The organism is Roseateles sp. GW821-FHT09G09, assembly GCF_059415965.1.
The window spans coordinates 69,103-91,261 of record NZ_JBWKOG010000014.1 but is presented as its reverse complement, the minus strand read 5'-3'; the positions used below and the strand labels follow the sequence as shown (position 1 = coordinate 91,261).

General features: G+C 70.3%; 25 protein-coding genes. 10 read left to right on the top strand and 15 right to left on the bottom strand.

The window, feature by feature from the left end; translation table 11 throughout:
• Positions 1-574, top strand: a 574-nt coding sequence (locus tag AC07O8_RS26510) for a response regulator (protein ID WP_495050919.1), incomplete at its 5' end; no start/stop codon positions are given.
• A gap of 268 nt (positions 575-842) precedes the next feature.
• On the opposite strand, the gene AC07O8_RS26505 is transcribed toward AC07O8_RS26510, so the two are convergent.
• The 3 genes from AC07O8_RS26505 to AC07O8_RS26495 form a co-directional block, all read right to left on the bottom strand.
• Complete coding sequence (locus AC07O8_RS26505) at positions 843-2,333, bottom strand: hypothetical protein (RefSeq protein WP_495050918.1); 1,491 nt, start codon at positions 2,331-2,333, stop codon at positions 843-845.
• A gap of 204 nt (positions 2,334-2,537) precedes the next feature.
• Positions 2,538-3,245, bottom strand: coding sequence for a hypothetical protein (locus AC07O8_RS26500; protein ID WP_495050917.1), 708 nt, complete (start codon positions 3,243-3,245; stop codon positions 2,538-2,540).
• A 9-nt stretch (positions 3,246-3,254) separates the two neighbouring features.
• Entirely contained in the window at positions 3,255-4,829 is a 1,575-nt protein-coding gene (locus AC07O8_RS26495; RefSeq protein WP_495050916.1) for a helix-turn-helix transcriptional regulator, read from the bottom strand.
• A gap of 341 nt (positions 4,830-5,170) precedes the next feature.
• On the opposite strand from AC07O8_RS26495, the gene AC07O8_RS26490 reads away from it, so the two are divergent.
• The 9 genes from AC07O8_RS26490 to AC07O8_RS26450 all read left to right on the top strand — a co-directional run bounded on the left by AC07O8_RS26490 (position 5,171) and on the right by AC07O8_RS26450 (position 13,232).
• Positions 5,171-5,884, top strand: a complete 714-nt coding sequence (locus AC07O8_RS26490; protein WP_495050915.1) for a GNAT family N-acetyltransferase — start codon at positions 5,171-5,173, stop codon at positions 5,882-5,884.
• 3 nt (positions 5,885-5,887) lie between these two features.
• Positions 5,888-7,036 (top strand): type III secretion system export apparatus subunit SctU, encoded by a 1,149-nt coding sequence (gene sctU, locus AC07O8_RS26485; protein WP_495050914.1) that lies wholly within the window; start codon positions 5,888-5,890, stop codon positions 7,034-7,036.
• A complete protein-coding gene (gene sctV / locus AC07O8_RS26480) occupies positions 7,033-9,099 on the top strand; it encodes a type III secretion system export apparatus subunit SctV (RefSeq protein ID WP_495050913.1) in 2,067 nt (688 codons plus the stop codon). Before sctU ends, sctV begins: the two co-directional genes overlap by 4 nt.
• A 16-nt stretch (positions 9,100-9,115) precedes the next feature.
• Positions 9,116-9,814, top strand: a complete 699-nt coding sequence (locus tag AC07O8_RS26475) for a type III secretion HpaP family protein (protein WP_495050912.1) — start codon at positions 9,116-9,118, stop codon at positions 9,812-9,814.
• The gene (locus tag AC07O8_RS26470; protein WP_495050911.1) at positions 9,811-10,932 is read left to right on the top strand and encodes a FliM/FliN family flagellar motor switch protein; all 1,122 of its coding nucleotides are present in this window, start codon (positions 9,811-9,813) and stop codon (positions 10,930-10,932) included. Before AC07O8_RS26475 ends, AC07O8_RS26470 begins: the two co-directional genes overlap by 4 nt.
• On the top strand, positions 10,910-11,566 hold the full coding sequence (sctR, locus tag AC07O8_RS26465; RefSeq protein ID WP_331613644.1) for a type III secretion system export apparatus subunit SctR: 657 nt from the start codon (positions 10,910-10,912) through the stop codon (positions 11,564-11,566). The genes AC07O8_RS26470 and sctR overlap by 23 nt, the downstream gene beginning before the upstream one ends.
• Positions 11,567-11,641: 75 nt before the next feature.
• Entirely contained in the window at positions 11,642-11,905 is a 264-nt protein-coding gene (gene sctS, locus AC07O8_RS26460) for a type III secretion system export apparatus subunit SctS (protein WP_088404105.1), read from the top strand.
• Positions 11,902-12,780, top strand: coding sequence for a hypothetical protein (locus AC07O8_RS26455; RefSeq protein WP_495050910.1), 879 nt, complete (start codon positions 11,902-11,904; stop codon positions 12,778-12,780). Before sctS ends, AC07O8_RS26455 begins: the two co-directional genes overlap by 4 nt.
• Positions 12,777-13,232 carry a CesT family type III secretion system chaperone gene (locus tag AC07O8_RS26450; protein ID WP_495050909.1) on the top strand — a complete coding sequence of 152 codons (456 nt, stop codon included), beginning with the start codon at positions 12,777-12,779 and terminating at the stop codon, positions 13,230-13,232. The genes AC07O8_RS26455 and AC07O8_RS26450 overlap by 4 nt, the downstream gene beginning before the upstream one ends.
• A gap of 24 nt (positions 13,233-13,256) precedes the next feature.
• On the opposite strand, the gene AC07O8_RS26445 is transcribed toward AC07O8_RS26450, so the two are convergent.
• From AC07O8_RS26445 to AC07O8_RS26390, 12 genes are all read right to left on the bottom strand, one after another.
• Complete coding sequence (locus AC07O8_RS26445) at positions 13,257-13,940, bottom strand: PEP-CTERM sorting domain-containing protein (protein ID WP_495050908.1); 684 nt, start codon at positions 13,938-13,940, stop codon at positions 13,257-13,259.
• Between the two features lie 107 nt (positions 13,941-14,047).
• Positions 14,048-14,983 carry a type III secretion system export apparatus subunit SctT gene (gene sctT / locus AC07O8_RS26440; RefSeq protein WP_495050907.1) on the bottom strand — a complete coding sequence of 312 codons (936 nt, stop codon included), beginning with the start codon at positions 14,981-14,983 and terminating at the stop codon, positions 14,048-14,050.
• Positions 14,980-15,522 carry a hypothetical protein gene (locus AC07O8_RS26435; RefSeq protein ID WP_495050906.1) on the bottom strand — a complete coding sequence of 181 codons (543 nt, stop codon included), beginning with the start codon at positions 15,520-15,522 and terminating at the stop codon, positions 14,980-14,982. Before AC07O8_RS26435 ends, sctT begins: the two co-directional genes overlap by 4 nt.
• A complete protein-coding gene (sctN, locus tag AC07O8_RS26430; protein ID WP_495050905.1) occupies positions 15,522-16,871 on the bottom strand; it encodes a type III secretion system ATPase SctN in 1,350 nt (449 codons plus the stop codon). Before sctN ends, AC07O8_RS26435 begins: the two co-directional genes overlap by 1 nt.
• A gap of 44 nt (positions 16,872-16,915) precedes the next feature.
• A complete protein-coding gene (gene sctL / locus AC07O8_RS26425; protein WP_495050904.1) occupies positions 16,916-17,641 on the bottom strand; it encodes a type III secretion system stator protein SctL in 726 nt (241 codons plus the stop codon).
• Positions 17,635-18,276 (bottom strand): type III secretion protein HrpB4, encoded by a 642-nt coding sequence (locus tag AC07O8_RS26420; protein WP_495050903.1) that lies wholly within the window; start codon positions 18,274-18,276, stop codon positions 17,635-17,637. The genes sctL and AC07O8_RS26420 overlap by 7 nt, the downstream gene beginning before the upstream one ends.
• On the bottom strand, positions 18,273-19,055 hold the full coding sequence (gene sctJ / locus AC07O8_RS26415) for a type III secretion system inner membrane ring lipoprotein SctJ (RefSeq protein WP_495050921.1): 783 nt from the start codon (positions 19,053-19,055) through the stop codon (positions 18,273-18,275). The genes AC07O8_RS26420 and sctJ overlap by 4 nt, the downstream gene beginning before the upstream one ends.
• A gap of 139 nt (positions 19,056-19,194) precedes the next feature.
• Positions 19,195-19,581 carry a hypothetical protein gene (locus AC07O8_RS26410; protein WP_495050902.1) on the bottom strand — a complete coding sequence of 129 codons (387 nt, stop codon included), beginning with the start codon at positions 19,579-19,581 and terminating at the stop codon, positions 19,195-19,197.
• Between the two features lie 26 nt (positions 19,582-19,607).
• Entirely contained in the window at positions 19,608-20,084 is a 477-nt protein-coding gene (locus AC07O8_RS26405) for an HrpB1 family type III secretion system apparatus protein (protein ID WP_495050901.1), read from the bottom strand.
• Positions 20,085-20,246: 162 nt separating this feature from the next.
• On the bottom strand, positions 20,247-21,506 hold the full coding sequence (locus tag AC07O8_RS26400) for a hypothetical protein (protein ID WP_495050900.1): 1,260 nt from the start codon (positions 21,504-21,506) through the stop codon (positions 20,247-20,249).
• Positions 21,507-21,561: 55 nt separating this feature from the next.
• Entirely contained in the window at positions 21,562-21,777 is a 216-nt protein-coding gene (locus tag AC07O8_RS26395; RefSeq protein WP_297524107.1) for a hypothetical protein, read from the bottom strand.
• Positions 21,778-21,846: 69 nt separating this feature from the next.
• Positions 21,847-22,047 (bottom strand): hypothetical protein, encoded by a 201-nt coding sequence (locus AC07O8_RS26390; RefSeq protein ID WP_495050899.1) that lies wholly within the window; start codon positions 22,045-22,047, stop codon positions 21,847-21,849.
• Positions 22,048-22,159: the final 112 nt, after the last annotated feature.

The window sequence follows — 22,159 nt, the reverse complement described above, 5'->3', positions numbered from 1 at the left end:
GGCGTGCGATTGGCGCCCGAATCAGATGGACAAGATCGCAGGCTGTCGGCGATTTGCCGACACGCAATGCGGTCCAAACCGGACGCGGAGCACCGAAGTCCGGAGATACCCCGCGATGGAGCGCCAGGCCAAACTGCGGCAACGCAATCGCCCGAGGCCCGCCATGAAGATCCTTCTTGTTGATCCCTCTCCGACCTGGATCGCCACTCTGCGCCACCGGCTCAATGAGGTCCCGGGCGCCGTCGTCGTGGCTCAGTGCGCCTGCGAGGAGCACGCCGTGATCACCGCGGCGCTGTGCCAGCCCGACGTGGTCATCTGCGATGTGGCCCTGAGCGAAGGCTCCGGCTTGAATACGGTCGCCCGCATGCGCAAGTCGGGCTTCCGCGGCGCGGCCTTCGTGATCAGCAACGCGGATGAAGCGCTGTTCGGTCCGCGCTGCCTGGAGGCGGGCATGAACGCCTTCTACAGCCGCGAGCACGAGCTGGACGTCCTGCTGGACACGCTGAGCGTCTTTGCGGACACGCCGTTGACCTTCAATCTGCCCAAGCTCCGGCAATTGGCCGTGGCCGCTTGATGTCCCTCGCCTGATCGGCGAGGCGCTGCAGGTCGAGGCGGCTCTTCGCCTCGATTCCCGAACGTCGTCCGTCATCGGCAGTCGTCGTCCAACGCCGTCCGCGGCTTGCCCATTACAACGTTTGTTGCAATGTTGCCCATGGACAAGACGAGTGCCCTGCCCGGCCTCGGCGCGCTGGCATCCGATCCGATCCGATCCGATCCGACTCGACGCCTTCCGCACCCTGGTGATCGCGGGAGCGGGAGAGCGCCCCGGAACTCACCACGCGTTAGGCCACCCGCTTCGGCGTGTGGCGCATCTCCTCGCAGAGCGCGTCGATCGCCAGCTCAATGTGCCGGTGAGCCGCGTCGGCACGGAGCTTCAGGGCGTCGCGGGCCGCGGCGCTGGCCGAGGCCGCCGTGTCGGCCGCCGCCGCCGCCGCGCCTCGGGTCACACGCTGCGCTTGCGCGCTCGCCTCCGGACCGGCGGCGTGAGCCACCTCCGCCCGCCTCAGCGCGAGCGGACCGGCCTCCGCGCTCAGCAAGCCCTGCAGGCGGTTGACTTCGAGGTGCTGCCGCCGGAGGTCCGCCTGCGCGTCATTCAACGCGGCCGTGAGCCGATCGATGCGTTGCTGCAGCGCCTGGGACGGCGCCGGCGCCGGTCCGCCTCCCGCCGGTGACGGCGGCAGCGACAGCCGCGCCTGCTTCAAGTCCGCGAGCCGTTCGGTCACGCGCTGCTGCAGCGGCGCGAGCCGCTCCTGCGCGGCGGCATGAACGCGGGCGGCGGCGTCGACGCGGTCCTGCAGCGCATGCGCCTGATCGCGCGCGGTCACCGCCGCGCGGATCTGCTCAGCGGCATTGGCCGTCGCGTCCGCCAGCCGTTGCTGCGCCTGGATCGCCGCGCTTGCGTCCGTCAGCGCCGTGCGCGCCGCCGCTGCATGCGCCTGCAGGTCCGGCGTGCAGAGGCCGACCGCCGTCGCCAGCGCCTGCCGGACCGTCGCCAGCCGGGCGACCGCTGCGTTGGCCGCCGTGAGGCGCAACTGCGCGGCCACGTGCTGGTCCATGCCCGCCTGGAGCGCCGCCTGCGCGGCTTGCAGATGGTCGCGGTGCGTGGCCACCGCCGTGGTGTTGGTCTGCAGATTGTGTCGGGCCGCGGTGATCGCCTGTTCGTGCTGAACCGTGCGTTGAGGGTCCTGGAGGACGAGGTCCAGCGCGTGCCTCAACCCGGGCGTGGCGCCTTGGGCCGCAGCCAGCAGTTGCCGCTGTTGCTCAACCCGTTGGCGCAGTGTCGGCAACGCGTGGCGCGCCTGGAGCTCCGCCGCCTGGGCGACCTGCTGCTCGGTGACGCGGATCGGATGTTCGGCGGCGCCGGCGGCCTCCGCGAGGTTGCGGCGCCGCCGGAGCTCGCGCATCGACTGCTGCCGGCTGCTGAGCACCGCCAGCGCGGCGGCTTCGCCGTCGATGCGCACCGCCACTTGCACGCGGGCTTCGTGCGCTCGGAAGAGCGCCCTCGAGATCTCCGTCGACGTCGACGTTGGCGTCGCTGGGGACAGCGCGGCCGGCGGGTCGGCGCGCGAGACCACGCTCAAGCGCGGACGCTGGCTCTGGCGCCACGCGACGCCGCCATCGGCGCTGAAAGGCATCGGAGACAGCCGGAGCGTGCCGCCGGCGATCCCCGCGCCGCTGCGCCCCATCAGGGCCGGGTTCATCGCGCCCATTGCGTTCAATGTGTTCGGCGGCGTCAGCGGAGCCGACTGGCTGCCGGTGGAATCATTGACCATCGACCGTCCTCCTGATGTTCATCGCCTGCTTGTGTGAGGCGTGTCGCATCACTGTGGGACAGTGGTGTTTCCGAAGGCAACAGCGAGCCGAAGCGCACGTCGAGGACCCGAAGTCCTCATCTGCCGATCAGTGGCCGATCAGTGGCCGACCAGCGCTCGATCGGTGGCCAGTCAACTCTCGATCAACGGTGGATCAACGGTCGATCATCGTCCCGATGCCGACTCTCGTTGCGCGCCAGCTTCGGCGCCGGTCCCGTTGGCGGAATCGCTGGGAGCGATGTCCAGCCATCCGGCCGCGATCATCACGACGAGTGCGGCCACCGCCGCGAGCACGGCGCCCCAACTGGCGATGCGCATGCGCGGCGAGCGTCCGACGCGCTCCGCGGCGTCGGGCCGCACACCCTCGATGCGCGCCGCGCTGCGCCGGGGCTGGACGCGCGACTCCGGCCCGACGATGCGACCCGCGCCGTCGGCCGCGTCGACGCCCTGCGCCCACACGTCGTCTTCGGGCGGCCCGGAACGACGCGCCGACGCCGCGCCGCGCCGCGTCACCGGATCGGGCGTACCACGCGGCGGCGTCTTTCCCTTGCCGCCGACCGACACGCGCGTCTGCGTTTTTCCGGCGCTCTTCCCGGCACTTTCGGATCCCGTGGCCGATGCCGTCGGCGCCGCGCCCGAGCCCATGTCGCGCGAGGACTCGCCGGTGACGCGGTCCTCCTCCGTCTCGTCCAGCAGATGGCGCGTCACCGCGCCCATCAAGCGGCTGGCCGAGGCCTGACGCCGACCGTTGGCCTCGTCGCGCCGGCGTGCCGACGGATCACCCGGCAGCGGCCGCACCTCCTCGGCGGAGCCCGCCGAAGCAGCCGTCGACGACGAGGGCCGCGCCGGCCATCGAGGCGGATCGCCGCGCATCGCGCGAACTCAGACGCCGCCGACGGAGAACTCGCGCCGCGCGACTTCGGCGCCGGCGCCGGCGCCCGAACCGGCGCCGCGTCCGATCGGCAGCACCGGTTCGCTGACCGCGGCGCCGCCGGCGACCGCCGCCGCGACGGTGGCCGCGATCGACGGCAGTTCCGCGAAGCTCGGGATGCCGGCCGTGGCGCTCGGGGTCTCACCGAACTGCTGGCGGTAGTTGTGCGCGAGCGTCGACCGGTTGGCCATGCCCCAGCGTGCCGCCACCGCGAGCACGCTGTCGCGCCCGGCCATCTGCTGCAGCTCGGTCCGGATGCAGGCCATGCGCAGCTTGCGGATCACTTCGGCCGGCGTCAGGCCGAGGTTGGCGCGGAAGGCCATCTGCAGCGCGCGTTCGGTGACGTCGATCTCCGCGGCGATGCGGCGGACCGACAGCGAGCGATCGTGCAGGTGGTCCAGGATGTATTGATAGGCGCGGCGATAACGCGGCGGCAGGCGCAGCTGATCGGCGTCGGCCTGCTCGGCGCGTTCCTGCTGTTCGAGGAAACGCGAGTACGGCACCCGCGTCAACTCGAAGCGCAGCCGCGCCAGCGACAGCTGCGCATGCTGGCGATAGCAGCGCAGCGCGTCGGAATGCCGGCCGTTCATCGCATGCAGTTTCGACGCGCAGTAGCGCAGCTCGATCGCATGGCGATGGTGGAGCTGGCGCGCATCGTCGATGGCCAGCGGTCCGAGGATGTCGTAGGCGGTGCGCGCCTGGCCGCGGTCCAGCAGCGCCAGCGCCGCCTCGACCCGCGCGCGCTCTTCCATCGGCGCGAGGCGGCGGTCGCGATACCAGCGCACGCCGTCGAAGAGACCGTCCACGCTTTCGCCGCCGGCCGGCGCCGGCTCATGCGCCACCAGCGCGAGCAGGAACCCGATCCGTGCGACCACGCCCGGCAACGCCGCCAGCGTGAGCGCCGACGCCCGCAGCAACGCGCGCACGTCGCGGTCGCGCGGCAGTTCCGCGGCGGCGACGTCGTCGTAATGCCGCAGCGCGCGGCAGACCTGGAGCTCCAGCTCGATCGCGGTCAGCAGCGGCATCATCAAGGCCGGGGCCGGGGCCGCGTCGACCAGCGCCATCGCGAAAGCCAGCGTGCGTCCCGCGCGCCGGTGCTCGCCCATGGACTGCATCGCCTGCGCCATGCCGGCCAGCGCCTCGACCCGCAGCGCCAATGGCGCGTCGTCCGCGTCGGCGACCACGTTGAAGGTCTCGGCCGCGCGGCCCGGCTTGTTCAGGTGGAGGAACAGGAAGCCGCGATCCATCGACGACAGCCAGCGCACCTGCGCCCGCGGCAGGCCTTCGTACAGGCGCAGCTGCTTCTGGAACAGCTCCTCGGCCTGCTCGTCGCGGCCCGCGGCCAGCAGCGCCTGACCCAGCACCTGACCCAGCGCGGCAAGCCGGTCGGCATCGCCGCCCGCGCCACGATCGAGGCGGCCGAGACCCAGCCGCAAGGCCTCCTGCACATCGCCGCGCGCCACCGCGGCGGCGACGTCGCCATCCTGGTCCGCAAGCCTCAAGCTACCCAAGGTCAGCAACAACATGTGAACTCCCCTTCAATGCGTATCGAGTGCGTTGTCGGATGCATCCGGATGCGTTGAACCGTGCGTTGATCACGGATCCATCGCGGTTGCATCACCCGCCGTGTGCTTCTCGGCGTGGGCTCATGCTAGGCAGCGACCCTCGCGGGCGGCCTCATGTCTTCACGATGAAATCCTCAACAATCCTCAACACGAAGTGATCCGCGAAGTGATCCCCGAAGTGATCCGAAGTGCGAGAGGGAGCAAGAAGGCGCGGTTTCGCGTCGGCGCAAATCGCTTCGCCCCCTCCTCGCCCGACGGCTGCGCCCGCAGGGACAGTGCGCCTCAGCCCCGAGGAGCCTCCCGTGTCCCTAGCCCTGCCTCCCGTCGAGAAGACTGCCCACGCGACCTCAGAGCCGATCCCGGACGTCATCGCGCTGCGGCCCGCGACGACGCAGGACGCCGCCTCGGTGGCGGCCATCTACAACGCCTCGCTGCGCACCCCGCCCTACCAGCCGGACGGCGTGAGCGAAGCCGACGGCGCACGCTGGGTCGCGCAGGAACTCGCCAAGGTCAAGGACAAGGACGCGGTGAAGGACGCCAACTACATCGGCCCCATGAGCGTGCCGATGGCCAGGCTGCAGATCGAGCTCCACCAGTTCTACCGCCGCCCGATGGTGATCGCGACGCAGCGCGGCGAGACCGTCGGCTGGATGGGATCGCTGGGCCTGCACGATCGGCCCGGCCTGTCCTCGCTGTTCGAGCTGTCCTACTACGTCGCGCCGCGCTGGCGCGGACGCGGCGTCGGCACGCGGCTGATCCGGCACCTCATCACCCAGGCGCCGGTGTGGCGCGTGGACCGCCTGCTGGCCATGGTCTGGAGCGACAACGCCGCCAGCCTGTCGGTGCTGCGACGCGCCGGCTTCAGCGCATGGGGTGAACTGCCCGGCGCGGTCACCGCCTTCGGCAAGCGACGCGACATGGTGCTGCTGGGCCTGACGCTGGCGGACGTCCCGCCGGACTTCGAGGACACGCAGGCCACGGAGGGCGCGCAGGATTCAGCGGCCTCCGCCCCCTGAGCCATGGGCGAAAAGACCGAACAGCCCAGCCAGAAGAAGCTGGACGATGCCAAGAAGAAGGGCCAGTCGCCCAAGAGCCAGGACATCAATGCCGCGGCCGGGCTGCTGGTGATCACCGTCTGCCTGAGCGCCGCCAGCGCCACCGCGCTCAGCCACCTGGAGCGGCTGTTCTCCCTGGCCAGCGGCGTCGGTCTGCAGGCCAAGACCGACAGCGACGTGTTCGCCGTCGCCTACGACATCGCGATCGAAGGCCTGTGGATCGTGCTGCCCTTCGTCGTGGCGGCGATCTTCGTCGGGCTGATCGCGTCCTTCGCGCAGGTCGGCTTCAACATCACCTTCGAGCCGCTGACGCCCAACTTCGACAAGGTCAATCCGGGCTCCGGGCTGAAGAAGCTGATCTCGCTGCGCTCGATCATCGAGTTCGCGAAGACCGTCTTCAAGGCGATCTTGGTCGGCTGCGTGATCGCGATCATCACGATGGGCCTGATCCCGCTGATGGTGGGCGCCGCGACGCAGACGCCCATGGGCGTGGCCACGGTGGCGTGGACGGCGATGCTCAAGCTCTTCGTCGCGGCGGTGATCGCGCTGGTCGTGCTCGGCCCGGTGGACTTCGCCCTGCAGCGCTGGCTCTTCATCCGCGACCAGCGCATGGACAAGGACGAGCTCAAGCGCGAGTACAAGGAAATGGAAGGCGATCCGATGGTCAAGGGCCAGCGCAAGCGCCTGGCCTTCGAGATGGCCAACAGCAGCCCGAAGCAGACGGTTCCCAACGCCACCGTGGTCGTCACCAATCCGACGCATTACGCGGTCGCGCTGCGCTACCAGCCGGGCGTCACGCCGCTGCCGCTGATCGTCGCCAAGGGCGCGGACGCGCAGGCGATGGAGATCCGCCGCATCGCCGAGGCGTCCGGCGTGCCCATCGTCGGCGATCCGCCGCTGGCGCGCGCGCTGTTCAAGGTGCCGGTCGACGAGACCGTGCCGGAGGCGCTGTTCGAGGCCGTCGCCACCGTGCTGCGCTGGGTGGCGATGCTCGACGGCATGGGGACCAAGAGCGGCGGTAGTGGCGGCGGTAGTGGCGGCGGTAGTGGCGGCGGTAGTGGTGGCGGCGGTGGTGTTGGCGTTGGCGGCAAACCAAGCGGGAGCAAGGCATGAGCAAGGCACTGGGTGACAAGAGCACGCTCGGCAACGACCTCGCGATGAGCTTCCTGGTGGTGGCGATCGTCGGGCTGATGATCCTGCCGCTGCCGACGGTGCTCATCGACAGCCTGCTGGCCGTCAACCTGGCGGTGAGCGTGCTGCTGCTGATGACCTCGCTGTTCATCCCGAACGCGGTGGCGCTGTCCTCGTTCCCGTCGCTGCTGCTGTTCACGACGCTGTTCCGGCTGTCGCTCAACATCGCGTCGACCAAGTCCATCCTGCTGCACGCCGACGCCGGCCATCTGATCGAGAGCTTCGGCGAGCTGGTCGTCGGCGGCAACCTGGTCGTGGGCATCGTGGTGTTCATCATCATCACGGTGGTGCAGTTCATCGTGATCTCCAAGGGCTCGGAGCGCGTGGCCGAGGTCGGCGCGCGTTTCACGCTGGACGCGATGCCCGGCAAGCAGATGAGCATCGACGCCGACCTGCGCGCGGGCCTGCTCACCGGCGACGAGGCGCGCCGCAAGCGCGCGCTGCTCGGCATGGAAAGCCAGATGCACGGCGGCATGGACGGCGCGATGAAGTTCGTGAAGGGCGATGCCATCGCGGGCCTGATCATCACGCTGGTCAACATCCTGGCGGGCATCGTCGTCGGGATCATGTACCACGGCATGACGGCGGGCGAGGCGGCCAACCGCTTCGCGGTGCTGTCGATCGGCGACGCGATGGTGTCGCAGATCCCGTCGCTGTTCATCTGCGTGGCCGCCGGCGTGCTGATCACCCGCGTGGCCGACGAGCACCAGAAGAAGCCGCGCTCGCTGGGCCAGGAGATCGTCGCGCAGATGACCGCCAACGTGCGGGCGATGTACCTCGCGGCCGGCCTGACGATCGCGTTCGCGGCGGTGCCCGGGTTCCCGGCGATCCAGTTCCTGGCGCTGGGCGTCGGCCTGGCGCTGGCGGGCCGGTATCTGGCCCGCCAGCGCAAGAGCGGCGAGGCGCAGAGCGTGTCCGCGCCCATCGCCGCGCTGCAGCGCGAGGGCGCCAAGGGCGACGCGCCGTCGATCATGCAGGAGGCGCCGCACTTCTCGCGGCCGCTGGCCGTGCGCATGTCGCCGGCGCTGGCCGCGCTGCTGCAGCCGCACCTGCTCGACCAGGCGATGGACCGCGAACGGCTGCAGCTGCAGGCGATGCTGGGCGTGCCCTTCCCCGGCGTGTGCATGTGGGTCGAGCCCACGCTGACGGACCTGCGCTTCGAGGTGCTGATCAACGACGTGCCGGTGCGCCACATCGAGCTGCCGGGCCGCCAGATGCTGGTGCCGGCGACGCTGTCGGGTGAGGCCTGGGCCGCGTCCGCCGCCACGCACGGCGCCCTGCTGGACCAGCCCGACTCCCGGTGGTTGTCGCCGGCGCAGGTGCCCGAGGCGGAACGCGCGAAGTGCCTGGACATCGAGCAGGTCATGGCGCGGCAGGTCATGCTGCTGCTGCGCCGCAACGCCCACCAGTTCATGGGCGTGCAGGAGATCCAGTGGATCGTCGACAAGGCCACCGCGGACTATCCGGGCCTGGTCGCCGAGGTGCAGAAGATCCTGCCGGTGCAGCGCATCGCGGAGGTGATGCGGCGCCTGCTCGAGGAGCAGGTGCCGATCCGCAACGTGCGCACGATCTTCGAGAGCCTGATCACCTGGGGCCCGAAGGAAAAGGACATGCTGCTGCTGACCGAGTACGTGCGCGGCGACCTCGGGCGCTACCTCGCGTTCGAGGCCAGCGGCGGGCGCAACTACGTGTCGGCGATCCTGCTGGACGCGGGCGTCGAGCAGGCGATCCGCCAGTGCATCAAGCCGACGCCTACCGGCAACTACCTGGCGATGCCGCCGGAGAGCGCCGCGGCGATCACGGAGAAGGTGATGCGCATCGCCGGCGAGGTGCCCGAGGCCGGCGTGGCGGTGATCACGTCGATGGACATCCGGCGCTACGTGAAGAAGATCATCGAATCGCGGATGGAAGGCCTGCGCGTCTACTCCTACCAGGAGCTGGGCAACCAGGTCGAGCTGCGGCCGCTCGGCCGCGTGGCGGCCTGAGCGTGACCGCGCGGGCATGAACGACGAAGAGATCCGCCGCATCCGGCGCCTCGTCGTCCCGGATCCGCAGTTGCCGCCGCTGCCGCCGCCGGTGGACGCGCGTCAGGCGGAACGTTTCCACCGCGCGCTCGGCGGTTCGCGCCGCGCCGTCTCGCCGCACGACCCCGTGGCCTCCCGCGAGACCTCGATGGTTTCGTCGCCATCGCCATCGTCCTCGCCATCGAAGCGCAAGGAGTCCGCGCGCGAGGACTCCCGACCCGCCGTCGATGCGCATCGTCCGCGTCCACCCGTCATGGCCGTGATGGGCGTGATGGGCGTGATGGCGCGTGAGACCGAGGAGACACGCGAGGCCGACGCTGAACAGGAGAGCGCGCTGACGGCGACGACCGTCACCGCGCCGCCCATGCCCCTCCCGCACGTGGCGTGGACGCCGCTGCCCGAGGGCTGGGAGCGCGAGCTCGCCGATACGATCGCGACCCTGTGCCGGAGCAGCGAGCCCAACTTCCACAGCTGGACCATCCAGGTGCCGGTCGACGCGGAGACCCTGCCCCACACCGAGCTGCGCCTGACGTTTTCGCCTCACCACTTGACGCTTCGCTTCAGCACGCAGTCGACGCGCTCGCTCGCCCTAATTTCGGCCCACCAGTCGCAGTTGCGCGCGTTGCTGGTTCGCGCGCTGCCCGGCGACCGCCACATCGAGATCGACATCACATGAACCGGCCGTCCTCCCCCGCATCGATGCCTGCGTCGGTGTCCGCACCGGTGTCCGCCGACGCGGACGCCACCACGCTGGTCGACCGTCTGCCGACCATGAGCCCGGCCGATGCCACGCTCTCGCGTGTCGCGCACGATGCGCGCTTCGCCGACTGGCTGCGCGCGACGCTCCAGCATGCGGGCATCGGCATCGCCCGGCAGCGCGAGGCGATGCCGTGGCGGCTCACGGTCGAATCGATCCATGGTCGTTTCCAGCTCGGACTCGATGCGGTGGATTCACCGGCGCTGCAGCTCGCCTGCGCACACCAGCCGCGCGACACGGCCTGCGCGGTCGTCACGCTGCTGCTGGCCGGCTGGGCCGATGCCTTCGCGCCGATGCTGGGCGCGCTGCGCGTGGTCGACATCGCGCCGCTCACAGACACGGAGGCGGATGCGGATGCGGATGCGGCTACGGCTGCGAGCGCCGACGGTCCGCCACGCCTCGTCCCGGTCGTCCTCGGCGGCGCGATGCCCGTGGCGCTGCTGGATGCCGATCCCGCCGTGCTGGAGCGCGTCGCCGCGACCGCGGCCGCGAGCGGCGTCGACCTGGCGCCGCTCGCGCCGTTGCCGCTTCGACCGGTCCTGCGACTCTTCGCGCGCGCCTTTCCCTTGTCGGTGCTGCGCGGGCTGCGCCCCGGCGACACCGTGCTCTCCGGCGGGCAGCCGGCCCTGCTGCGCTGCGGCGTGGGCCGCGCGCTGCGCGCCTCCCTTCACATCGATCCCCAGGAGTTCACCGTGCACCTTGCCGAGCCGCCCGCCATTTCCGACGACCCGGCCGCCTTCGAGGCCGCGCATCCGGCTTCAGATGGGACGGAAGCCCCGCAGGCGGCCGGCTCGCTCGACGAGCTGCAGCTGCCGGTCGCCTTCGAGCTGGACACCGCGCGCGTCAGCCTGGCGGAACTGGCCAGCATGCAGCCGGGTTACGCCGTCGAGCTCGACGTGCCGCTGCGCGAAGCGACGGTGCGCCTGGTCTGCCACGGCCGCACGCTGGGCCAGGGGCAGCTGATCGCCATCGGTGACCACCTCGGCGTGCGCATCACCCGGCTGGAGTTCGCGCATGACACCGCTGCAGCACGCTGATCCGGTCGCCCTCTTCCTGGTGCTGCTGGCGCTGGCGGCGCTGCCGTTCGCGGCCATGGTGGTCACCTCGTACACCAAGATCTCGATCGTGCTGGGCCTGCTGCGCAACGCCATCGGCGTGCAGCAGGTGCCGCCGAACATGGTGCTCAACGGCGTGGCGATCATCATCTCCTGCTACATCATGGCGCCGGTCTTCATCGAGGCGACCAAGGGCATGAGCGCAGCTTCCGCGGGGGGCTCCAGCACGCAGACGCTGATGGAGGCGGCCGACTCGGCGCGCGAGCCCTTCCGCAAGTTCCTCGACAAGCACGCCGAGGAACGCGAGAAGCAGTTCTTCCTGAAGTCCGCCGCGATCATCTGGCCGGCCGACAAGGCCGCGGCGCTGAAGAAGGACGACCTGATCGTGCTGGCGCCGGCCTTCCTGCTGAGCGAGCTGACGGCGGCCTTCCGCATCGGCTTCCTGCTGTACCTGGCCTTCATCGTGATCGACATCGTCATCGCCAACGTGCTGCTGGCGATGGGCCTGTCGCAGGTGACGCCGAGCAACGTCGCCATCCCGTTCAAGCTGCTGCTGTTCGTCACGCTGGACGGCTGGTCGCGGCTGGTGCACGGGCTGGTGCTGACCTACCGGTGAGCGATCGATGACGACCTTGAACACGATGACGACGCGATCGGCCCGGTCGGTCCGCGCACGCGGGGAGAACCCTCCATGAACTACGACGTGGTGGTGCAGCTGACGTCCGAGGCGCTGATGATGTGCGTGCTGCTGTCGCTGCCGGCGGTGGTGGTGTCGGCGCTGATCGGGCTGATCGTGTCGTTCTTCCAGGCGATCACGTCGCTGCAGGACTCGAGCATCTCGCAGGGCATCAAGCTGCTGGCGGTGACGGGCGTGGTCGTGGTGACGGCGCCGTGGGCGGGGTCCACGCTGATGAAGTTCAGCGAGAACCTCTTCACGGCGGTGTTCCAGAAATGAAGCTCGACCGCGCGCGCCAGGGCGCCGAGGCCCAGCAGGCGCGGGAAGCGCAGGAGGCCGCGGGCAAGGGCCAGGCGCGCGGCAGCGGCTCGTCCGGGTACGCGGGCGGGATGCACAAGGGCAACGCCTATCGGCACGCGCCGCGGGCGCAGCTGCCGGCGCGGCGCAACACCGGGCCGGCTCCCAGGCCGCGACCGCGGCCGCCGTCGACCGGCGCGCAAGGGGCGCATCCCGAGGACGAGCATCCGCAGATGCCGATGGACGATCCGCGGCAGATGGCGGCGGGCGGTGCGGGCGCCAACACGATGCGGCCGGTGCAGGGCACCGGTGGCAAGCAGCAGCAACCGGACGCGGGCGAGCGTCAGGAGAAAGGCTCGCTGAGCTCGCCGCCGCGCACGCGCATGCCGCCGCCTCCGCCCGAGGTCCGCGAAGGCGCCGCGTTGCGGCGCAGCGCGCTGCCGGCGGCGGTGATGCTGCGCGCGACGCCGACGCCGGACGGCAAGCCGCCGGCGGTGCTGCTCGACGCGTTGGCATCGCTTTACTTCAAGGGCGGTGGCGCGGGCATCGCCGTCGGCGCGATGCGGCTCGCGGCGATGACGGCCGTGGCCCGGCACCTGCCGCCGGACGCGACGCCGTCGCTGTCGGTCGTCAAGGCCGCGGCGGTGGCCTGGTGCGCGGCCAACGGCCCGCCGCCCTCCGCGACCGAGGCGCAGCAGAACGCCAACCTCCTGTTCCCGCTGAACGGACTGCGCGCCCTCTTTCGCCCGCTCGACGCGCTGCGCGAGGGCGCGGAGGTCCGCAGCAGCCAACTGCAACGCGCGCTGACGCCGCTGCCGTCTGCCGACGCGTTCCGCAACAAGGGTCCCCAGTCATGAACGCCGAGCACTACCAGCACCTGATCGTCGGCCTGTGCGAGGCCGTCGGCCTGCCCGATGCCGAGACCGCGCTCGCACGCAGCGCGATCGAAGTGGAAGGTTTCGAGGTGCTGCTCGGCTACTACGACAACGACCCCGAGGCGATGTACCTGAACTTCACCTTCGGGAGCGTGACGTCGGGGCGGAGCCTTCGCGTGTACCGGCTGATGCTGGAGGCCAACCTGAGCCTCTACGCGCAAGACCAGGCGCAACTCGGTCTGGATGCGGATTCAGGCGTGGTGCTGCTGGTGGTGCGGGTGCCGATGCTCGACGGCGTCGACGGGCCTTACCTCGCCGACACCATCAACCACTACATCGAGCACGGCCGCTATTGGCGCGAGAACATCCTGCTGGCGGAGGACGAGATGTTCGAGAGCCTGTCGATGGGGGCGTACACGTGGATGAGGGCGTGAGCGCCGTGGGAAGACGGATGAACCCTATCGTCCCGGTGCCGATCGGCGCCTCGCCACCCAGCCCAGCAGCCCCAGCCCCGCCAGCATCAACCCATACGTCGCCGGCTCCGGCACGACGGACAGCGACCACACGCCGCGCGCGCCGTCGAGTTGGCCGGTCGAATTGGTGAAGGTCTCGTAGAAGCCGTACAGGCGGTCCTGCGCATCGGTGCTCGCCAGCTCCAGGTAGTCGTGGCGGCCGGTGGGCAGGATGAAGCGCCGTGAGATGAAGAAGTCCCAATCGGTGGGAAGCGCGAACATGCCGATGGCCCCGATGGACAGGGTTGCCTCCGTCTCGCTGTGAACGCCGCACTGGAAGCAGTAGGGCACGTGCGGGTAGAAGATCGTCTCGCTGTAGCGGAAGCCGTTGTCGTTCACGTTCAAGGTCATGGAGAACCGCGAGACGTCCTCCAGGGTATCGCCGGCCTGCAGCAGCCGGTTCGTCGGCATGTAGATGTCCGCATCCAGCGAGACGTCAAGGAACCGGTACTGGTCGGGATCGCCAGGATTCGCGCGGACGTTCTCAACGCGCATCTCGAAGGCGTTGCCGATGTAGTGGTAGCGCAGCTCCTCGGCGAAGCCGGGCGACGCGCCCATCGACAGGGCCACTGCGAGCGCCAGCGCACACAGCAGGCGACAACGGGCAAGGAACGATGACAGTGTGTTCATGAGGACTCCCTGTGAGACTTGTCGTCGACCGCATCGGCCGCGGCAGGAAGCCTAAGCGGGAGCCCACGGCGATTCCAGGCCGTGAAGCCAGGATCAGGGGCGCGTGATCACGGCGGGAACGCCAAATTGCGTTCCGATGCCGATGCCGATGCCGATGCCGATTCCGACGGTGCAGACGCCGCGGCAGCCGGTCCGGAGGCCGCCGCCGGTCCCGCCTTCGCCACCTCCGCCGCCCTCGCCCACTTCGCCATCTCCGCCGACAGGCTCTGCATCGACAGCGCTGGCTTCACCTGGTCGAAGAACACCGCCACCAGCAGCGACAGCAGCGCGATCGCCACGGCCCCCTTCACCGGCTGCGCGAGGTTGTTGGGCTCCAGTTTCTCCGCCGTCTTCGACAGAATGCCGAAGCCCAGGTCGATCAGCATCAGCACCAGCAGCGCCGGGGCGGCGATCTTGATCATCAGCTCCAGGTAGTGCCCCGTCTGCACGCGCACGAAGTCTTCCAGGATGGTCGACCACGCCGGCGACAGGCTCCCGATCGGCCACCAGTGGAAGGAGTCGAACAGGATGCCCGTGAGCATCAGCATCCCGCCCAGCAGGTAGAAGCCGCTGATCGCCAGCTGCGACAGCAGGTTGCCGATCGGCGTGCTCTGCTCGCCGCTGAGCGGGTTGGTCTGCTGGACGTTGTTGTAGCCGGCCTGGTTGTCGATCAGCACGCCCACGCCCTCCGCCACCCAGAACACCGTCGAGGCCGCGAAGCCGAGCACCACGCCGATCAAGGCCTCCTTCGCGATCGTGGCCACCAGCTGGACCATGTCCATGCCGTGCACCAGCCCCGCCGGCTGACCCCACGCGATGAACAGCGCCAGGCAGATGCACACGCCGTTGCGGATCGGTCCCTGCAGGACCTGGTCCGTCGTCGCCGGCAGTACGAGGAACACCGCGTAGACGCGCAGCAGGCACACCGCCAGCAGCATCACGCCGTCCTGCAGCGTGGAGCCGAAACCGATCACGCCGGCGAAGGTGTTGAACATCTCGTTCATGCGCCGGCCTCCGCCCGCTCCGCCCGTTGCGCTCGCGCCGCCGCCTCGGTCGCGCGCCGCTGTGCGACGCGGCGCGCGACCGCGGCCTCCTCGCTCTCTTCGTCCTGGGTGTCCTCGGCGTCCTGGTCGATCTCGACCAGGCGCTTGCGGCGCCGCTCCTCGAGCTGCTCGATCTGCTGTTCGGCGCGCTGCAGGGCCTGCCTCGCGGCCTGCACCCGGACCTCGGCCTGCGCCACCTGCGCCGCCGCGGTCCGCACGCCCTCCTCGGCCTGGCGGACGAGGTCCCGCAGGCCATCACAGACGTAGCCGAGCGTCACCGCGTCCTGCGGATTGAAGGACGCCGAGGTCGCCAGCGCCTCGATCTGCGCGGCACACGCCGCTTCATCGGCGACGCAGCCTTCATGGCGAGCCTGCGCGGCCTGATGCGCGGCGACCGCGGCGTCGCGCTGCGCGGACTCGGCCTTGACCTGCAGCTCCAGCGGCTCGAGCCGGCGGCGCTTGGCCCACAGCAGCAGTTTGAGCGAACGCAGATCTTTCATCACCCATTCACCAGCGCCTGCAGCTCGGCCACGGTCTGTTCGATGGGCCGCAGATCCGAGGTCGCCTGGTTGAGGAACTCGCGGATCGCGCCGTGCTTGCGCACCGCCTCGTCAGCGAAGGCGTCGTTGCCGGGCTTGTACTCGCCCATCTGGATCAGCAGCTCCATCTCGTCGTACTTGGCCATCAGCTTGCGCAGCCCGCCGTTGGCCGCCTGGTGGTCCTTGGGCACGATCTGCGACATCACCCGGCTCAGGCTGCCCAGCACGTCGATGGCCGGGTACTGGTTGCGCGCGGCGATCTTGCGCGACAGGATCAAATGGCCGTCCAGGATGCCTCGCACCTCTTCGGCGATCGGGTCGCTGCCGCTGTCGTCCTCGGCCAGCACCGTGTACAGCGCGGTGATCGAGCCCTTCGCGCCCATGCCCGTTCGTTCCAGCAGCCGCGGGATCTCCGCGAACACCGACGGCGGATAACCGCGCCGCGCCGGCGATTCGCCCGCCGCCAGGCCGATCTCGCGCTGCGCGCGGGCGAAGCGGGTCAGCGAGTCCATCATCAGCAGCACCCGCAGCCCGCGGTCGCGGAAGTATTCGGCGATGGCCGTGGCGACATGCGCCGCCTTGGCACGCTCGATCGAGGAGCGGTCCGAGGTCGCGCACACCACCACCGAGCGCGCCATGCCTTCCTTGCCCATGATGATCTCGATGAACTCGCGCACCTCGCGGCCGCGTTCGCCGATCAGCGCGATGACGCTGATGTCGCACTGCGTGCCGCGCGCGAGCATGCCCATCAGGGTGCTCTTGCCGACGCCCGCCGGCGCGAAGATGCCCATGCGCTGGCCCTCGCCCAGCGTGATCATCCCGTCGATGATCTTCACGCCGGTCGGCAGCGGGTGCTCGATCATCTCCCGGTCCATCGGGCTGGGCGGCATCGCGAAGACCGGCCGCCGTTCCGCGCAGACGATCGCCGGCCCGCCGTCCACCGGCTGCCCCAGGCTGTCGACCACGCGCCCCAGCAGCTCGTCGCCGACGGCGATGCTCTGGATCTCGCCGAGCCCCACGACCTGCGTCTGGCCCGCCGCCACGCCCAGGATCGAGCCGAACGGCGACAGGATGGTCTGGCCGTTGGAGAAGCCGATCACCTCCGCCACCTGCAGCAGGCCGCCGTTGGCGTCGAGCAGGTGGCACATCTCGCCGAGCTTGGCCGACAGGCCGCTCGCGCGCACCAGCGTGCCGATGACCTCGACGACCTTGCCGGTGCGGTTCAGCGTCTCGGCGCCGGCGAGCTCCAGCTCCATCCAGCGGCCGAGCTCGTCCAGATTCATCGGTGCGAGGCGGTCGGGAGCGTTCATCGCAAGGGCCAGGTCGTGGGCATGGACTGAGGAGGCAACAGGGATCAACTCTCGGCGACCGCGCGCTTGACCGCGCGCGACATCGCCGCGCGCAGCGCGTCGAGCTGCGTCGTCAGGCTGGCGTCGACCACGCCCATGTCCGATTCGAAGAGGCAACTGCCCGCCGGCAGCGCCGGATCGACGACGACCTCGACGGACAGTCCGGCGGATTGAAGTTCCGGCACGGCGGCGATGCCGTCGCGCGCGGCGTCGAAGTCGGCATGGCTGACTTTCAGCGTCAAGGCCGTCGCGGAGCGCGACAGCGCCTGCACGCTGCGCAGCGCGCGCTGGTACAGCGCGGCGCGGCCTTCGGTCTGCACGATGCGCTCGACGGCGCTGGTCACGACCTCGGCCATGCGTTCATGCAGACCGCGCACGGCGTCCGCCTGGTCGACCGCGCGGCCGGCCTGGCGCTCGTGCCAGGCGATCGCCGCCTGACGTTCGCCTTCGGCGCGGCCGGCCTCGCAGGCCGCATCGATCCGGGCCTGCGCGTCCAGCAGCATCGCCTCGGCGCGCGCCTGCGCGTCCGCCAGGATGCGCCCAGCTTCCGACTGCGCCTGCGCGAGCAGCGCCTCGGCGTGCGCGCTCGCCGCCTGGCGGACCTCGTGGTCGTGCCGCAGCAGCGTCACCTCGGCCGCGCGCAGGATGCCGTGCGGCGCGCCAGCGGCTGCGAGGGCGGCGGCGGCGGTGGCGCCGTCCGCGGGCGTCGATGTCTTCCACCAGATCAGCATGGCCACGTCACCTCGGCTTGCGCGAGCGCCGCGATCGACACGGCCACAGTCCGTTCCGCCGCGACGGGCGCGGCGGACAGCACCTCGTCCACGGCCGCACGCGGCAACGACCAGCGCACCAGTTGCCGCACCGGGCCGTCGTCGGCCGACAAGGCCGCGGACCAGTCCGCAAAACCGACGCAGGCCCATTGCACCGGTGTCCACGCGGCCTGCCCCGCTTCGACCGGACGGCCGTGGGCGCTCATCGCCACCAGCGGCGCGAAGTGCTCGCCGAGCGCGCGCTGCAGCGGCGCGCGGACCGTGCGGTCGATGCAGCAGCGCAGCACGCCCGGCCGGCGCGCCAGCGCCAGCGTGCACAGACGCTGCAGCAGCTCGCCGCGCGGCAGCAGACCGAGCCGCGGCAACGGATCGGCGAAGCGGCCCAAGGCCGGCAGCCCGCCCTCCGGCGCCATGCGGTCGCGCCACAGGCGCGGCCACAAGGCCGCGGCGCTCTCCGGCGGCAGGGCGTCCAGGAAGGACCACGGGCCGAGCAGTTCGTCCTGCCAGCTCGCGTCCAGGTCGTCGACCAGGCCGCGCAGCTTGCCGTCGAAGCTGACCGCCCAGGCCGCGAGCTGCTCGGGCGCGCCCATCGTCATGCGCCGCCGGCTTCGGCCGCGGCGACTGCAGCAGGGACCGCCGCGCCAGCACCGCCCCCCGGCGCCAGTCGCCGGCCCAGCGCCGGCGGCAGCAGGCCCGGCTTCTTCCACGCGATCACGCCGATCGCGCCGCCGGCCAGCAGCAGCACGGCCAGCAGCCCGCCGGCGACCCACGCCCAGGTGGCGTCGGCGACGGCATGGCGCGGCGAGGTGGGCAGCATCGCGCCCGGCACCAGCGTCACCGTGACGTTCTCGTAGGTCAGGCCCTCGACGCTGCGCGCGACCATGCTCTTGATCGACGGCGCGAGCTGCGGCACGTCGATCTCCGGCCGGTACTTGACGAACACCGACGCGCTCGACGGTTTCACCGTCGTGGCCATCGGATCGTTGTTGGGCAGCACGATGTGGACCTTGGCCACGATCACGCCGTCGATCTTGGACAGGGTGCTGGAGAGCTCCTGCGACACGCCGTGGATGAAGCGCACCCGCTCCTCCGTCGGCGTGGAGATCAGCCCTTCCTTCTTGAACATGTCGCCCAGCGAGACGTACTTGTCCGACGGCAGGCCGTTGGCGCGCAGGATGTCCAGCGCGTTCACCACCTCCTGCTCGTCGACGGCGACGTTCCAGGTCTTGCCGCCGTCGCCGCTCTTCTTCTCCGCCTCCACGCCGCGCTGCAGCAGCGCGGCGACCATGTCGTTGGCCTCCGCCTCGGTGCGCTTGGTGTAGAGATCGGTCTTGCAGCCGGCCAGCAGCGTGATCAGCAGCACCAGCGCCAGCATGTAGACCAGGTGCCAGGACGCCCTGGCGCGGTCGCCGCCGCCGGGTGCGCCGAGTGCGCCGAGTGCACCGGGAGCGCCGGGAGCGCCGGCCGCACGGCCCGCGCCGGGACGAGGATCCGCAAGAGGATGGGCGCTCATGTCACTGGTTCTTCATCAGCGTCTGCAGGCCGTTCTTGCTGCTCTGCGCGACCGAGGTGCAGGCCGAGAACTGCAGGCCCTGGGTGGCGACCTGCAGGTTCAGCTCCATCGAGCGCGCGGTCAGCTCCTGCAGGTTCATGTTGGGGGCGTCGGCGACGTAGCGCTGCATGTCCGCCGTGACCTGGCGCGACGCGTCGTCCAGCGTGTGCAGCGTCTTCGTCATCGTGGAATCCGCATGGCCGACCGCCTGCGCGGCCGACGGATCGGGCTGCGGCTCGCGCGCCATCAGCTGCTCGAACTTCTGCGTCTGCGCCTGCAGGTCCGGCGTCGGCGACGCGGCCTGCCGGATCATCTCGTGAGCAGAAATGGCTTGGATGGGATCGGTCATGGCGGCTCCTGGTGGTGTCCCGGGGCTCAGGCCCGCATGTAGGCCATCTGCGAGAGGTCGATCGTCAGCGCGGGCGGCGTGGCGGTGGCGGAGGCCGCGTCATCGCCGGCGGCGTCCGCGACGGCCTCGTCCGGATGCAGCAGCGAGCGCACCATGTCCAGCGCCTCGGCGTTGGTGGAGGTGTGCAGCACGTCCTCGGCGGTCGCGCGCCATCCCGCGTCGCCGGTGGCGAACTGGCAGTAGGCAAGGAAGGCCTTGGCCGTCGACCACTCCGGCGCGGTGGCGTCGAGGTTGCGCAGCGTGCGCATCGCGTCGGCCCAGTGACCGCGTTTCATCGCGATCCACGCTTCGAAGAAGTCCAGCTGCGACACCTTGGGACGCAGCAGGCGCACGGCGCCCAGCAGGGTCTCGGCGTCGTCCAGCAGCTCGCGGTCCACCGCCAGGCTCACCAGGCCTACCAGGCCGGAGACGAAATCTTTGCGTTGCAACGAGGAATCGATCATGTCTGCTCCATGGCTCGCGCCGTGCTCGGGCGGGCTGGGGGGTTGGGCCGTGGGAAAGGGGTCAGAGGGTCAGAGGGTCCGAGAATCAAAAGGTCCGAGGGTCTGGAGACGGTCCCCGGCGCGGCATGCCGTCCGGGGACCGGGTCGGGGACCGGGCCGGAATCAGCCTCGCTTCAGCGTCTTCTCCAAGTCAGCCATGCTGTACTTGTTGTCGCCTTGCTGGTCGAACTTGCCTTGAGAGGTTTGCAGCGCGACGTCCGTGCCCTTGTTGAGGGCGGAGTCCTGCACGAACTTCTGGGCGGCCTGCTGCAGCTCGAACGACGGCAGGATGCCGTTGGGCATCTGCTTGCCCTGGGCGACGTCCTTCATCGTGTCCAGGTCGAAGGTCTTGCCGTCCTTGGACAGCGCGTCGAAGTTGTTCTTCAACGTCGAGATCGTCGAATGCTGGTCGGCGTTCAGACCCTGCTTCTGGATGGAAGCGGTCAGGTCGCCGATGCCGATCTTGTCGTCGCCGCCCTTGTCCTTCAAGGCGAGGCCCAGCTTGCCGAGCGCGTTGTCGCGGTCGGCCGTGTCCAGCTGACCCATCTTCTTCTCGCCGGCTTCGCTGCGCAGGAACTTCGCGGCCTGCTGGAACTCGGGCGTGAAGTCCTGGGGACGCATGCCCTTCGGGCAGATGCCGTTGGCGGCGTCGTCCAGTTCCTTGCCGCTGATCATCTTCATGCCGGAATCGGTCATGGCCTTGAACAGCGCGCGTTCCGCGCGGTTGCCGTCCATCGGACCGGTCTCGCCCTGCGGGCTGATCGACCCGCCCAGCGGTGCGGCACCGCCCGCGCCGCCGGCACCCGCGCCGACCAGCGAGCCCGCCGCGCCGAGCGCGCTGCTCAGTCCGCCGATGGCCTGGCTCAGGCCGCCCAGCAGCTGGTTGGCTCCGCCCAGGCCCCCCAGGCCGCCCTGGCCGATCTGCCCCAGCCCGCCTGCCGCCTGACCGAGACCGCCCAAGGCCTGGTTCAGGCCGTTGAGGCCCTGCGACAGGCCGCCCAGCGCGCCGAGCGCAGCGCCCAGCGGGTTGGCCGCGCCGCCGCCCTGGCCGCCCAGGGCGTTCAGCCCTTGCGTCAGGCCGCCGAGCGCCTGGCCGATGCCGCCGAGGCTCTGGCCGATGCCGCCCAGCGCCTGGCCCAGTCCGCCCAGCGGCGAATTCGCCAGCTGGCCCATCTGGCCGATGGCCTGGCCGATGGCCTGGCCGGCGCCGCTCATCGCGGCCTGGATCGGGTTCTGCATCAGCTGTTCCAGCGGCCGCAGCAGCTGGGTCAGTCCTTGCAGACCTTGTTGAAGTCCTTGCAACGCCTGCTGGATGCCGGCCAGGGGACTCTGCGCCCCCTGCAGCATGCTCAGCGGCGATTGTTGGAGAAGTTGAATGCTCATGTGATTCGCTCCGACAGAGGTTGGATGCGGTGACGCGTCGTGCGCGCAGCGCGGGTCACACCAGTCCCTTGACGCTGTCGCCGCCGGCCTTGAACTTCTTGCCCAGCGCTTCCGACATGGCGGCCTGCTGGCTCATGCGGCCCATCGCCAGGTTGTTGGCGACGGTCTGCTTGCTCTGGGCCTTGAGTTCGTCCATGAACATCTGCGATGACGCGGAGGCCTCGGCCGACTGGGCCTGAGCCATCGGCGCGCCCGGAAGGGACAGGGACATGGGGTTCTCCTTGCGGGGCACGGAGCGACCGCGCCGGACCCGGAACGGGCCGGCGCGGTCGCCGCGGCGTCAGACCAGGCCTTTGACGCTGTCGCCGGAAGCCTTGAACTTCTTGCCCAGCGCTTCCGACATGGAAGCCTGCTGGCTCATGCGGCCCATCTCCAGGTTGTTGCGCATCTGTTCGGCGTTCTGCGAGCGCATCTCGCCCATCATCTGCTGCATGTCGGCGGAAGCACCTGCACCTTGTGCGCTGGTATTGTTGACACTCATGGCTCTCTCCTGATGGTCGGAAGATCACTTCCGGAATGAAGGTGCGCGAGGCACCGGTGAACCGTGGGACGAGTCCGTCGTCCCATCGGATCGGGGGGATCGGTCGGCCCGC

Coding starts and splice junctions, on each gene's coding strand:
- sctR (WP_331613644.1), top strand. CDS start 10,910: ATGACACCGCTGCAGCACGCTGATCCGGTCGCCCTCTTCCTGGTGCTG.
- AC07O8_RS26390 (WP_495050899.1), bottom strand. CDS start 22,047: ATGAGTGTCAACAATACCAGCGCACAAGGTGCAGGTGCTTCCGCCGAC.
- AC07O8_RS26435 (WP_495050906.1), bottom strand. CDS start 15,522: ATGAAAGATCTGCGTTCGCTCAAACTGCTGCTGTGGGCCAAGCGCCGC.
- sctT (WP_495050907.1), bottom strand. CDS start 14,983: ATGAACGAGATGTTCAACACCTTCGCCGGCGTGATCGGTTTCGGCTCC.
- AC07O8_RS26410 (WP_495050902.1), bottom strand. CDS start 19,581: ATGACCGATCCCATCCAAGCCATTTCTGCTCACGAGATGATCCGGCAG.
- AC07O8_RS26475 (WP_495050912.1), top strand. CDS start 9,116: ATGAACGACGAAGAGATCCGCCGCATCCGGCGCCTCGTCGTCCCGGAT.
- AC07O8_RS26505 (WP_495050918.1), bottom strand. CDS start 2,333: ATGGTCAATGATTCCACCGGCAGCCAGTCGGCTCCGCTGACGCCGCCG.
- sctJ (WP_495050921.1), bottom strand. CDS start 19,055: ATGCTGGCGCTGGTGCTGCTGATCACGCTGCTGGCCGGCTGCAAGACC.
- AC07O8_RS26420 (WP_495050903.1), bottom strand. CDS start 18,276: ATGACGATGGGCGCGCCCGAGCAGCTCGCGGCCTGGGCGGTCAGCTTC.
- sctS (WP_088404105.1), top strand. CDS start 11,642: ATGAACTACGACGTGGTGGTGCAGCTGACGTCCGAGGCGCTGATGATG.
- AC07O8_RS26495 (WP_495050916.1), bottom strand. CDS start 4,829: ATGTTGTTGCTGACCTTGGGTAGCTTGAGGCTTGCGGACCAGGATGGC.
- AC07O8_RS26450 (WP_495050909.1), top strand. CDS start 12,777: ATGAACGCCGAGCACTACCAGCACCTGATCGTCGGCCTGTGCGAGGCC.
- AC07O8_RS26400 (WP_495050900.1), bottom strand. CDS start 21,506: ATGAGCATTCAACTTCTCCAACAATCGCCGCTGAGCATGCTGCAGGGG.
- AC07O8_RS26455 (WP_495050910.1), top strand. CDS start 11,902: ATGAAGCTCGACCGCGCGCGCCAGGGCGCCGAGGCCCAGCAGGCGCGG.
- sctU (WP_495050914.1), top strand. CDS start 5,888: ATGGGCGAAAAGACCGAACAGCCCAGCCAGAAGAAGCTGGACGATGCC.
- AC07O8_RS26405 (WP_495050901.1), bottom strand. CDS start 20,084: ATGATCGATTCCTCGTTGCAACGCAAAGATTTCGTCTCCGGCCTGGTA.
- AC07O8_RS26470 (WP_495050911.1), top strand. CDS start 9,811: ATGAACCGGCCGTCCTCCCCCGCATCGATGCCTGCGTCGGTGTCCGCA.
- sctN (WP_495050905.1), bottom strand. CDS start 16,871: ATGAACGCTCCCGACCGCCTCGCACCGATGAATCTGGACGAGCTCGGC.
- AC07O8_RS26395 (WP_297524107.1), bottom strand. CDS start 21,777: ATGTCCCTGTCCCTTCCGGGCGCGCCGATGGCTCAGGCCCAGTCGGCC.
- sctV (WP_495050913.1), top strand. CDS start 7,033: ATGAGCAAGGCACTGGGTGACAAGAGCACGCTCGGCAACGACCTCGCG.
- sctL (WP_495050904.1), bottom strand. CDS start 17,641: ATGCTGATCTGGTGGAAGACATCGACGCCCGCGGACGGCGCCACCGCC.
- AC07O8_RS26445 (WP_495050908.1), bottom strand. CDS start 13,940: ATGAACACACTGTCATCGTTCCTTGCCCGTTGTCGCCTGCTGTGTGCG.
- AC07O8_RS26500 (WP_495050917.1), bottom strand. CDS start 3,245: ATGCGCGGCGATCCGCCTCGATGGCCGGCGCGGCCCTCGTCGTCGACG.